Raw genomic sequence first — 12,372 nt, 5'->3', positions numbered from 1 at the left:
TTTAGAAATACGATAATCCTCTTTTTAGTCAAGATATTGTTCCCTCTGACCTTGATAAACCTGCCAAAGAAGCTCTATTTGCTCCTTGGTAATGCGTTTTTCAGATAAGTTCGGCAGTTGGTCAATGGCAAAAAATTGAAGGTCAGCAATTTCTTGATTTTCTTGGAATTGTCCATCAAGAAGCTTACATCCAAAAACAAACTTTGTATACTGTTTGCTCTGTAGTTGGAAACGATTGGTATCAAAAACAGCTAGCAGGCTTTCAACTTTGGCTTTAAAACCGGTTTCTTCTTCAATTTCCTTGAGAATATTTTCTGTTGGAGAATATCCGACCTCACCAAAGCCACCTGGCAAAGCCCAACTATCCTCTCCTTGTCCCCTAACCAGACAAATTTTTTCGTCCTCAACAATCCAAGCACGGACGTCCATTAACGGAGTCGCATAGGCAGAAGTTGGCTTCAAGACTTCTGCCACTTCTTCGGCATCAAGGTCTGATGCTTGATTCAACATTTCAGATAAAAGTCCTCGCAAGTCTTCGTAGCGCTCACGGTCAAACGGATCCTTTGTAAAGGTTAATCCAGTATCTGTAATGGCAATCATTCTTTGCAAATACTTGACAAAATCACTTGTCTTCATGTTCTAAACTTTCTACCAATTTGGCTAGGTTCATAGAGTTAGAGCCTTTGAGCAGGATTTGATCATGAGCCCCAAGGCTTTCCTTGACCTGCTTGACTAGGTCTTCAAATTGGTCTTGATCTTCTGTTTTCTTGAAGTAATAAACGTGTCCGATTGGGAACATTTGACTGGCAAGTTGGGCCAATTCTGCGATATCTGCTCCATAGAAAATAACGGTATCCAACACATCTGGTGTGAGACTCAAAATCATCTGGTTATGGAGTTGAACAGACTGGTCACCGAGTTCCTTCATGTCAGCCAAAACAGCGATTTTCTTGCCCCCTTCGTTGGCTGGAATAGCAGAGAATGTCTCCAATATCAGCTTCATAGCTGTGGGATTGGCATTGTAAACATCTGACAGAATATCTGCTCCATTGGCTGCTTTCTTCCACTCGGTACGGTTACGTGTCAATTCAAGATTTTGGAAGGCCTGATGAATTTGCCCCTCTGAAACTCCTTCTTGTAGGGCAACATAAGACGCAATCATAGCATTAGTGGCATTGTACTTACCAGTCACTGGCAAATCAAGGGCTTGGTCCAAGAAATTAGCCTTAAAGGTCAGACTATCCTTGCGCTCAACCAAGTCTGTGATTTCCAGCTCTGCTCCTTGCCCAAATCGAACCACCTTTTTATCAGCTGGCAAGTAGTCCTCTACAATGGAGTCAGCTGGGGCCAAAAGCAAAGAACCCGATGCCATACCATCTGCAATTTGCATTTTCCCTTTAGCGATTTCCGAACGGTCTTTGAAAAAGGCCAGATGTGCTTCTCCAACCAAGGTCACGATGGCTGTTTTTGGATGAGCCAATTCAGACAAGAGATGAATATCTCCCAAGTGATCCTGCCCCATCTCCAAAACCAACTTTTCTGTCCCCTCAGGCATATGGAGAACTGTGTAAGGAAGGCCAATCTCGTTATTGTAGTTACCTTGTGTTTTGTAGGTTTTGTAGGTTGTTGATAGCAAGTGTGCCAACATATCCTTGGTCGTTGTCTTGCCATTTGAACCTGTAACAGCAAAGACATCAACTCCTATTTTTTCAAGATAGTAGGCAGCTAGGGTTTGAAATGCAGTCAATACGTCATCTACTAGAATGTAGGGATGATTTGCAACCTCTTTCTCAGACAAGGTTAGTGCTGCACCATTTTCAAAGGCTGTTTCGATAAAGTCATGACCATCACGCGAACCTTTGAGTGGCACAAACAAATCTCCAGTCCCAATCAAACGACTGTCAAACTCAGCCTTTTCTAACTGGATGTCCTCAAAGAGGCTAACATCATTTTTCGCTCCAACAGCTTGAGCAACTTCGTGAATTGTAAGTTTCATTTCTACTCCTTTAAAAGGGTTGAAGCCCGAGAACTCTGATCACCTTACAGTGATGGTTCTGGCTTCTACCCTCTCTTTCATTTTTATAGCAAATGCGCTTCGCGCTTGTCAAAACTTTCCTTTGCAAGGTCAACCAAGCGCTCGATTAGGTCTGGGTAGATGATTCCCATATTGTCCCAAAGTAGTGGGTACATTGACCACTGGGTGAAACCTGGCATGGTATTGAGCTCATTTAGGAAAATCTCGCCCTTATCTGTATAGAAGAAATCGCAACGAGAGAGACCGAGGCCACCAATCGCACGAAAGGCTGTTTCTGCATTTTGACGCATGACAGCTACCACATCATCACTGATCTTGGCTGGAATATCCATAGTAATCTTGTTATCAATATACTTGGCATCGTAGTCATAAAAGGCAACATCTTTGACAACTTCTCCTGGCAGCGTGCTTTTGACATCGTAGTTGCCCAAGAGACCAACCTCGATTTCACGGGCATTCACTCCTTGCTCAACCAAGACACGGCTGTCATATTGGAAGGCAAGTTTCAAAGCTTGACGGAGTTCTTCTTGATTGTCAGACTTAGAAATACCTACACTAGAACCCATGTTGGACGGCTTTGTGAAGACTGGATAAGTCAATTTTTCTTCAACTTCAGCGATTTTAGCAGTCACATTGTCACCTTCAACGATGGCCACATAAGGAACTTGGGCAATGCCAGCAGATTCTAAGACACGCTTGGTCGTGATTTTATCCATGGCAAGACTGGATGACAAGATATTGCAGCCGACATACGGCAGTTTCAAAACTTCCAAGAATCCTTGAACAGATCCATCTTCTCCCATCGGACCGTGAAGAACTGGAAAGACCACTGCACCTTCTTCGTAGATGGCACTTGGTGCAACCTGCTTATCCCAATCAATGGTTTCATTGGTCATGAGACGGTCCTCTTGACCTGGGGTCTGACTAAACTCTTGCGTTTTGATAAAGTCACCTGACTGGCTGATAAAGAAAGTCTTAACTGTGAAACGGTCGTAGTTGACCGCACGCATGACACTTTCAGCTGAAAGGACAGAGACTTCGCGTTCCGCACTCCGTCCACCATATAAAAGAATAATCGTTTGTTTCATATTATTTGTCCTAATTCTACTAGAATACTCGCTCTTTAGTATATCATATTTGCTTGGTTTTTTAAAACTTGAACCTGATACTACTCAGCACACTATACAAAAAGAGGCCGATATAAACGATTTTCAGCCTCCTTGATTTTTTATAAATGAATGGAGTTCGTAAATTTGTCTACACTCACAATTCTGTTCGATTTTCAATAGCTCGTAAGAGGGTGACTTCGTCCGCATACTCGATATCCGCTCCGACAGCGAGGCCTCGTGCCAGACGAGTAACCTTTATCCCAGCTGGCTTGAGCAGACGCGAAAGATACATAGAAGTCGCTTCCCCATCTGCTGTAGCATTGGTTGCTACAATCACTTCTGAAACCTCACTATCCATAAGACGGGTCATGAGACTCTTGAGATTGATATCATCTGGACTAATGCCATTCATAGGAGAAATGAGACCATGCAGGACATGATAGAGTCCATGGTATTCTTGGATATTTTCCATAGCCGCTACATCACGACTATCCTCTAGCACCAAAATCGTCGTCTGGTCACGAGTCGGATCGGTACAGATAGAACAAGGATCGTCGTCTGTCAAACGACCACAAATAGAACAGTAGGTCAATTCTCTCTTAGCAGAAAGGAGATTTTTTGCAAATTCATTGACATCATCATCAGACATCCCAATCGTATAAAAGGCCAGACGCGTAGCCGTCTTAATCCCGATACCTGGTAACTTAGAATAACTGTCAATCAGCTTGGCAATGGGTGTTGGATAAAGCATAAATTCCTCTCTAGTTCATTGGATGGTATTTTTGATACAGATTGATAATGTCACGCGCAATAGAAGGTCCTACACCATTTGTTAGATTGGTATTATGAGGAAAGACCACTGCCACAGCGATTTGGGGATTATCAGATGGGGCATAAGCCACCGCATTGGTATTGGTTGCTTGCTGACCATCTGCCACATAGCTTTCGGCTGTACCCGTTTTTCCGCTAATGGATATCAAGGCACCATTTGAAAAGGCACGTCCAGTTGTCAATCCACTAGTCCCATGAGCAACCTGATAAAAACCTTGTTGCAAGATACTCATATCAGAGTCAGAAATATTGACCTTGTTCATCTCTGTCGGTTGCAGTTGCTGAATCAAGTCGCCCAGTCCTCCCTTATCATTATTTCCATAAATACCTTCAACAATACGAGGAGCCACACGAACTCCATTGTTAGCAATAGTTGCCACATACTGAGCCAACTGCATCGGCGTATAGTTATCAAATTGACCAAATGAATTCGTAAGATAATTAGCTAGATCATAATCTTTAGGGATAAAACCAGTAGATTCATCGGGTAAATCAATACCTGTAGCTGATCCCAAACCATATTCACCAAAGGTTGAGCGTAATTTCCCCATAGCTGATCCTAAGTTTCCAATTCCTGCAATCATATTCGGTTGATAAGTTAATCCCATAATCCCTAAAGCCGTTTGGACCATATAGGTATTGGATGAATACTCCAAGGCTTGAACAGCTGTAATCGGCATCGGACCAGAAAAAGCTGTATACCAAGAATTGATAGGGGGTGAACCTTGAAAAATAATTGACTGGTCTGTCAAAGTTTGATTACCAGATAACACACCATTTTCCCAACCAGAACTAATAGTTGCCGCTTTTACAACCGAACCTGGGACAAAGACATTGGTTATCGTTCCCAAGGAATCCGATGTTAACTCGCCTGTTTTCAAGTCATGTTTGATCCCTGACATGGATAAAACAGCACCTGTTTTGGGATTAAGGGCGACTGCATACACGCCTTCAGAATACTTGGCCCCACCATTTCCCAACTCTGAATTGAAATAACTTTTCAGCAAAGCATCCACACTATCTTGGAAGGCCAAATCAATTGTCAGTTTAATATTATTCCCTTTGGTACCAGCTTCGATATTTTCAACACTTTCCATGTTACCGTACTTATCTAGATGAATTTCTTTCACCGAGCGTTTTCCTTGTAAGGTTTCCTCGTATTGTTTTTCCAGGTAAGAAGTCCCAACACGGTCATTAAGAGAATAACCTTTTTTAAGATAGGCATCCGCTTCTTCCGCTGGGAGACCAGCTTTTTCACTCGACACACTACCAATTATAGAGGAAAGGGAAGTTTCTAAAACTTTTCTTTCCCAAGAAGTAGAAATACTGATACCAGGTAATTTCTTGGAAGCGGAAGCAATCAGAGCAATCTGGGTATCTGTCAAAGAATCCGTCACAATGCTTCCTGTCGCAAAGTTTCCAACCGCATTTAACTGACTAAAAAGATAGACTTCTTTCTTTTCATCCTCTGTATAGTTTAGTTGACTCGTCTGGACACTATCGACCGCATTGTTATACAGTTCTGATTCAGATAGACGATTACCATCTGAATCCAAGCGTTTCTCACTTGGGAGAGCCTCTACTGTTTTTTTATAGATCTCAGGATCAGCTAAATAATAATCTGCCAGCTGGCGTTCTGTCAAATTTGGCGAAGTGATGCTCACATATCCCAGTAACTGACTAGCGATTTCTTTCAGATCTTTAGCCGTCATTTTATTGCTACGCGTAAAGGAAACAACCTGCTTTAAAGTATTTTCTACCAAAGGTTTGCCACTAGCATCATAAATCTCCCCACGAGCGGAACTGGTTGTAACCTTGGTCTGACTAGCTGAAGCTAGCTTTTTTTCATAAAAATCCTTGTTCAGAACCTGCATATACAACAAACGACCAATAATGGTCAGAAAAAGTAAAATGACAATTGAAAACAATAAATTAAGCCGAATCGGAATCGAATGGCTATTAAATTTTCTCATACAAATCTGTCTCATTTCTAATAAAAATCTTACTCTCCATTTTACCATAATTTGAGAATAAAATTGTAGAAAAGAAGGAAGCTTTTTTCTTTTCCAATAGACAATACGTTTTTACTTAGTCATCCCTATATTATATGTTATAATAAATGTAAGACTAGCCTTTTTCCAATATGACTCGTATGAAGGAGCCTTCCCCATGAACAAACCGGATATCGCAACTGTCATTGATTCCCACTTCGAAGAAATGACAGACCTAGAGCAAGAAATTGCTCGCTATTTTTTGCAAGCTGAGACGATTAAAGATGATTTATCTTCTCAACAAGTCACTCAGAAATTACATATCTCCCAAGCCGCACTAACCCGCTTTGCTAAAAAGTGTGGCTTTACTGGCTACCGAGAATTTATTTTCCAATACCAACATCAATCAAAAAAACAGGACACTTATTCTCACAAACATAGTCCTTTAACCAAACGAGTCCTCAGAAGTTATAGCAATATGAGGGAACAAACACAGGACTTGATTGACGAAATACAACTAGAACGAATTGCCCAGTTAATCGAAGATGCTGAGCGTGTCTACTTCTTCGGAACAGGGAGTTCTGGACTGGTTGCTCGTGAAATGAAATTTCGCTTCATGCGTCTGGGGGTAGTCTGTGAAGCTTTGACCGATGAAGACGGCTTTGCCTGGACAACCAGCATTATGGATGAAAATTGTCTAGTGCTCGGCTTTTCACTCTCTGGCACAACACCTTCTATTTTGGATAGCCTATTGGATGCCAGGGAGATGGGCGCAAAAACTGTTCTCTTTACAAGTGTACCCAATAAAGATAGTCAGCCCTATACAGAGACCGTTCTTGTTGCCAGCCACAGCCAACCTTCCTACATCCAACGGATATCCGCTCAACTTCCTATGCTCTTCTTTATCGATTTGATTTATGCCTACTTTTTGGAAATCAATCGCGAAAGTAAGGAGAAAATCTTTAATAGCTACTGGGAAAATAAAAAACTCAATGGCTATCGTAGACAAAAACGTATCAGAAAATCCTAGTTTGGCTGGGCCAAACTAGGATTTTTATTCGTCACTAAACATAACTCTTCTAGATTATGAATTAGTCATATCTTGACTTAGTCTTAAATAATTTCATATAATCACTTTTTGAAGGGAGTAAATAAGCAAGTCTGACAGTATCCTCCACAATTGTATATAATACGATGTAATCCTTACTCAAGGTCAATCCTCGCGTTTGGTAGTGAGGATCTAATTTCTTACCAAATTTTTCATCGGCATCAAATCCAGCTTGGGGGAAAATTTCTAGCCGATTAATATCTTTTCTAATATTAGCTACTTTTCGTCTCGCAGCCTCTAAAGAACCGATTTCCTCTGCTATATACTGATATATTTTATCCAGACTATCAATTACTCTAGGAGAATACAAAATCCTATATTTTTTATAATCCATAGCGTGTCACGACATCCTCATCTGTCAAGTAATTTCCAGCCTCAATCTTGGCATAACTTTCTTGAACTTCTGCTTGTAATTGCCTAAATAAATACTCCTTCTCCAATTCCTCTTCACTCAGTAAATCTACTTCATTTGTTACGGCAACATTCTTTAAAAATAATCTTAGTGCTGAAGAAAGAGTGAGATTTTTTTCTTTTAACACTTCCATTGCATCATTTACTAATTCTCTATTAGCTTGGAAGGTCACAACTTTACTTGAATTCGCTATAGGCATTTTATATAATTCCTTTATATATTTTATTTATTATCTCACAATTATAAAGAAAGTCAAGAGGATTTGATTTGAAAATCCTCCTTTCCGTTTTTTGAATGTTTGACAACAAAAAGGAAGTATCTGCTATTTACTTTTACTTCCTCTCTCTAATTTTATTTGATTATTGTACTTCGACAAACTGAGATTTAGATTTTAACCCTTACGGAACATAAAACGGGCTATTCTCTTGAAGTATGTCTCATAAGATTATAGTTTAATGCTAAGTGTAGCTATATAGTCATTTCCATAACGTGATAATCGATGTCTTTTATCACATGATTCATAAAAATCGATCATAGCAAGACCATTTTTAAGTTGTCCTCTAATCTGACTTTCTAAGGTATGGCTAAATTCATATCCATATTCTGGATTGATGGTGATTTTGCCCTCCTCTTCAAGCTCTCTTGAATTAAAAGGTATTGAAAACTTCAAGAGTAGTTCCTCATCGGGTTTATCCCATACAATATCAGCATCATACATGTATATCCAAGGGTTCATAAATCCGACCATTAACAGTCCATCCTTTTTCAATACTCGAGAGGCTTCTTTATACATGTTTTCTAAATCTTCTATATATACATTTGAAACCGGATTGAAAATAATATCAAAAGTTTCATTTTCAAATGGAAATGGTTTTGTCATATCACCTTGAACTGTATTGATTTTTAAGCCTTCTCTTTTAGCAACCATCTCATCTCTTTGTAATTGTGATTTCGAAAAATCCATTATGGTTACATCATAACCTTTTGCAGCAAAAACTGGTCCCTGCTGTCCACCACCACAAGCTAACCCTAATATCTTTTTTCCCTTGGCTTTTTCAAACCATTCTGTTGGAACTTTTTTCCCAACAGTTAAGGAAACAGAAATTGGATGTTTTCTAACTTCTTCTAATTCTTCATGTGTCAATGGCTCAGTGTAGTCATTATTTACATTATTCCATCTATCTTCATTTAATTTTATATAATTACTCATCTTACAATCTCCTCGTAATTTTATATGATTTCGATTTAAGTTGGATGTGTTGCCATTACATTTCTCTCACCTCTAGAAATTCTAATTTGTCAAATTTTCGTCCATCTCATTATATCATTTTTCCGCATTTTCTCATTTACTCAAACTAAACACTAGTTAAATTGATGATAGAATTACTCTCGCTTTAACTTTTCACACAAGGCAGTTATTTTCTCCTAGTTTCTCATGATTACCTCCTTTGGATCAAATTCTGCAATAAAAAAAGAATTAAGCAAAACAGTTTTCACTCAAGTAGTGATTAAGTGTTCTGCTTAATTCAATAAATCCAAACTAGGATTGTTTTATTTTAAAGTGGTAATAAGCACCCAACATACCTGCTGTATTCTGATGATGGGCAAATTCTAATTGTGTTTTTTCGGCTAGACTTGGTACCAAGGAATCTTTTAAAGCTGTGCGGATCTTCGGTTTGAGAATCGCCTCTTGTCCCATGATACCACCACCTAGAATGACCACTTCTGGATTGGCAACGTAGCAAATATTTGCCAGACCTTTTCCAAGGTAGTCTACCATGCGGTCGATACCAGCCATACAAATCTTGTTGCCTTCAGTGGCTTCCTTAAAGATGCGTCGGCCATTCCACTGGTCAACTGGATCTCCATGAGCTGCTGCTACATACTCCACTAAGGCTGTCGTAGACGCCAAATCTTGGAAAGCCCCATCCTGCATATGCATATAACCGACTTCACAGGCCGAATTGCTAAATCCATGGAAAACCTTCCCATCCATAATCAAGCAGCCACCGATACCTGTTCCAATGGTCAAGCAAAGAGTGACACTCGCTCCCTTACCTGAACCAGATACCGCCTCAGCCAGACCTGCACAGTTGACATCATTTTCAATTTCACAAGGAATCGCAAAACTCGTCTCGATTTCCTTCTTGAACTGGGTTCCTGCATAATTTGGAATCTGTGGGCCAGCATAGAAAATCTCACCCTTTTCAGGATCCACCATTCCTGCAGAAGAAATAGCAACACCTGCTACTGGGCCTTTTTCTAGATAGCTGGCAACGATATCTTTTGTCTTTTGTAAGATATGAGGGCCACCTTTATGCGCCTCAGTTGGCATTTCATGGGATTCAACAAGTTGGCCTTCTTGGTCGATCAAACCATATTTGATGTTGGTTCCACCGATATCAATTGCAACGTAGTGTGTCATAAATACCTCCTTATGAATTAGAGGAAGCGCTCCTTGGTTTCACGAATCAAGGCTGCAGCTGCTTCTACAACTGGACGATCTTCTTCGGTTACTGGTGTCAATGGTGAACGAACAGATCCAATATTCAATCCTTCATTGATTTTCAAGACTTCCTTAATCACACCATACATATTTCCGTGTGCAGAAGTGAGTTTGCCAATGATTGCGTTGATAGCATACTGCAATTCACGCGCTGTTTCTAAGTCTTTGTCAGCAATCAACTGATTAAGTTTCAAGAAGAGTTCTGGCATAGCACCATATGTACCACCGATACCAGCTTTAGCACCCATGAGGCGGCCACCTAAGAACTGCTCATCTGGACCATTAAAGACGATATGGTCTTCTCCACCAAGGCTCACAAAAGTTTGGATATCTTGAACTGGCATAGAAGAGTTCTTCACACCGATAACACGGGGATTCTTCAACATTTCAGTATAAAGACTTGGAGTCAAAGCAACCCCTGCCAATTGAGGAATGTTGTAGATAACGTAGTCTGTATTTGGAGCTGCAGAACTAATATCGTTCCAGTATTTAGCAACTGAATATTCTGGCAAGCGGAAGTAAATTGGTGGAATTGTTGCAATGGCATCTACACCCAAGCTTTCTGCATGGCGAGCTAGTTCCATACTATCTTTAGTATTATTGCAAGCAACATGGGCAATAATAGTTAATTTACCTTTGGCAACTGCCATGACTTCTTCCAAGATTAACTTGCGATCTTCAACGCTTTGGTAGATACATTCGCCAGAAGATCCATTGACATAGAGACCTTGAACACCTTTATCAATGAAGTATTGAACCAAGGCACGTGTGCGCTCTGGACTTACTTCTCCTTGTTCATCGTAACATGCGTAGAAGGCTGGAATGACACCTTCGTATTTTTTTAAATCTGACATAGATTTTCTCCTGTTATTTTTATTTTCTGCTAAAGCAGATTCTTTCTTTACTTCTTTAGTATACACTTTGCCGAAAAGGCTTTCAATATTTTGTAGGCACTTAGATTTTAGTTTCTCTCTTATAGAATAGGTTTTGTAGCGTTTGAAAGTAGTTTCAGAAACGATTGCCATCCTTATTCATACTTAGCAAATAGCTTTTCCATCATCCCTACTTGTAAAAAAGCAAGAAGTCCAAAACCAAAGAGAATAAAAGCAGATCCTCCCAATAGAAGGGTAAAGGCTGATAGATATAGAATCATCAAAATCAAAAAGATAATTACAATCATCAAGATAAACCAAGGAGCGTTAAAACTAGCCAAAATCAATCCTTTTTGCAGAATTTCTTTCCAAGATAGGTCATAACGTGCCGCGATAGGGTAACTAGCCAACATCACAATGGTAAGGAAAATCAGAATGCCTAGACAAATTGCTTTCACCAATTGGAAGGGCAGAGCTGTTTGACCCCAGAAAAGATAGAGATCTGAAAGAACTAGAAATACAATTCCTAATTCTAACATTCCCAACTGAAAACCTAGTTTCAGATTTTGCCTGAAAACTCTTAGATAGGTTCTGAAAACTGGAACACGTCTACTTTGCTTGACTTCAAACATCGTCTGATAGAGACTAATTTTAGCTACTCCAATCGTTACGATTGGTAAACAAGTTACTACAAAGAGAAGATTGACTGTTACAATATCTAAAACCTTCTCACTAATTCGCATTAGAAAATTATCTGTATCAAATGCAGCCTTGATGAGACTTCTTCCTTTTTGTGACATGTTTGCTCCCCCTATAATTTAATTTATATCACTTGCTAAATCATTCCGATTTATCAATTGATAAGATTCAACTCTTAAACTCAATTTTCAAAAGTGCTTAATAAGATAGTCATCAGCTATCTCTACCTATAATTCTAATCAATCAAAATTTTAAACAAATACTTGCGAACTTGATCTTCCATACCTGCATAGCCATTTGGTTGATGTGGTTCACCTGGGAAGAAAATTGCAAAATTGTGATAACCCAACAAGAGTGGGTATTTTTCATGACAATGAACAAAGCCAATGTCACTCGCTTCGTCGAATGCTACTGCTTCATCTTTGATACGTGAACCGTAGCTAGAATATTCATGACCTTCTACCAACAAATGTAAGTCAGCATAGTTCTTGTGATGTTCAAACTGATCATTTTCAGCTTTATTTAGGACATTTTCTTGAACAACTAGAAAAACCTTATCCCCATCAATATCATATTTTCCTAACTCGAATGAATCTTTACGATGTTCATAAAGATAATCAATTGCCTTGTCAAGATTTGGATGAATTCCTTTATAAAAGGTGATATTTTTTAAATCGTCAAAAATCATTATTTTCCCCTTTAAAAATCGTCATTAAGCGATTAAAACTAACACCTCCAACAGTGTCATTCACTGTCGGAGGTTTTTAAATCATGCTAGCAATAGCAAATTTGTACTGTAAAAGAAATCG

At 39.4% G+C, this 12,372-nt stretch carries 13 protein-coding genes; 1 reads left to right on the top strand and 12 read right to left on the bottom strand.

Annotated elements, in window-relative coordinates; genetic code table 11:
- Nucleotides 1–24: 24 nt before the first annotated feature.
- The 5 genes from HT718_RS03150 to pbp2b form a co-directional block, all read right to left on the bottom strand.
- Complete coding sequence (locus HT718_RS03150; protein WP_020900423.1) at nucleotides 25–636, bottom strand: NUDIX hydrolase; 612 nt, start codon at nucleotides 634–636, stop codon at nucleotides 25–27.
- Nucleotides 623–1,996, bottom strand: coding sequence for a UDP-N-acetylmuramoyl-tripeptide--D-alanyl-D-alanine ligase (gene murF, locus HT718_RS03145; RefSeq protein ID WP_020900422.1), 1,374 nt, complete (start codon nucleotides 1,994–1,996; stop codon nucleotides 623–625). The genes HT718_RS03150 and murF overlap by 14 nt, the downstream gene beginning before the upstream one ends.
- Before the next feature lie 83 nt (nucleotides 1,997–2,079).
- A complete protein-coding gene (locus HT718_RS03140) occupies nucleotides 2,080–3,123 on the bottom strand; it encodes a D-alanine--D-alanine ligase (RefSeq protein ID WP_173267228.1) in 1,044 nt (347 codons plus the stop codon).
- 175 nt (nucleotides 3,124–3,298) lie between these two features.
- Nucleotides 3,299–3,895, bottom strand: coding sequence for a recombination mediator RecR (recR, locus tag HT718_RS03135; RefSeq protein ID WP_000966754.1), 597 nt, complete (start codon nucleotides 3,893–3,895; stop codon nucleotides 3,299–3,301).
- A 10-nt stretch (nucleotides 3,896–3,905) separates the two neighbouring features.
- Nucleotides 3,906–5,963, bottom strand: a complete 2,058-nt coding sequence (gene pbp2b, locus HT718_RS03130; RefSeq protein ID WP_134803829.1) for a penicillin-binding protein PBP2B — start codon at nucleotides 5,961–5,963, stop codon at nucleotides 3,906–3,908.
- A gap of 181 nt (nucleotides 5,964–6,144) precedes the next feature.
- Here pbp2b and HT718_RS03125 point away from each other — a divergent pair, with 181 nt between their 5' ends.
- A complete protein-coding gene (locus tag HT718_RS03125; protein ID WP_173267226.1) occupies nucleotides 6,145–6,996 on the top strand; it encodes a MurR/RpiR family transcriptional regulator in 852 nt (283 codons plus the stop codon).
- Between the two features lie 61 nt (nucleotides 6,997–7,057).
- On the opposite strand, the gene HT718_RS03120 is transcribed toward HT718_RS03125, so the two are convergent.
- The 7 genes from HT718_RS03120 to HT718_RS03090 form a co-directional block, all read right to left on the bottom strand.
- Nucleotides 7,058–7,408: a type II toxin-antitoxin system RelE/ParE family toxin gene (locus HT718_RS03120; protein WP_020900419.1), complete on the bottom strand. Its 351-nt coding sequence runs from the start codon at nucleotides 7,406–7,408 to the stop codon at nucleotides 7,058–7,060.
- Complete coding sequence (locus HT718_RS03115; RefSeq protein ID WP_020900418.1) at nucleotides 7,398–7,685, bottom strand: XRE family transcriptional regulator; 288 nt, start codon at nucleotides 7,683–7,685, stop codon at nucleotides 7,398–7,400. Before HT718_RS03115 ends, HT718_RS03120 begins: the two co-directional genes overlap by 11 nt.
- Before the next feature lie 246 nt (nucleotides 7,686–7,931).
- Nucleotides 7,932–8,696: a class I SAM-dependent methyltransferase gene (locus HT718_RS03110; protein ID WP_020900417.1), complete on the bottom strand. Its 765-nt coding sequence runs from the start codon at nucleotides 8,694–8,696 to the stop codon at nucleotides 7,932–7,934.
- A gap of 330 nt (nucleotides 8,697–9,026) precedes the next feature.
- Complete coding sequence (locus tag HT718_RS03105; protein WP_020900416.1) at nucleotides 9,027–9,911, bottom strand: ROK family protein; 885 nt, start codon at nucleotides 9,909–9,911, stop codon at nucleotides 9,027–9,029.
- A 17-nt stretch (nucleotides 9,912–9,928) separates the two neighbouring features.
- Nucleotides 9,929–10,846: a dihydrodipicolinate synthase family protein gene (locus HT718_RS03100; protein ID WP_001281525.1), complete on the bottom strand. Its 918-nt coding sequence runs from the start codon at nucleotides 10,844–10,846 to the stop codon at nucleotides 9,929–9,931.
- A gap of 173 nt (nucleotides 10,847–11,019) precedes the next feature.
- Nucleotides 11,020–11,664: a YesL family protein gene (locus tag HT718_RS03095; protein WP_173267224.1), complete on the bottom strand. Its 645-nt coding sequence runs from the start codon at nucleotides 11,662–11,664 to the stop codon at nucleotides 11,020–11,022.
- 134 nt (nucleotides 11,665–11,798) lie between these two features.
- Nucleotides 11,799–12,251, bottom strand: coding sequence for a YhcH/YjgK/YiaL family protein (locus HT718_RS03090; protein ID WP_020900414.1), 453 nt, complete (start codon nucleotides 12,249–12,251; stop codon nucleotides 11,799–11,801).
- Nucleotides 12,252–12,372 lie beyond the last annotated feature (121 nt).

This window comes from Streptococcus sp. 714 (assembly GCF_013277115.1).
Classification (GTDB): domain Bacteria; phylum Bacillota; class Bacilli; order Lactobacillales; family Streptococcaceae; genus Streptococcus.
Note: the sequence above shows the minus strand (reverse complement) of the source record. Positions and strands in the feature narration are given on the sequence as shown.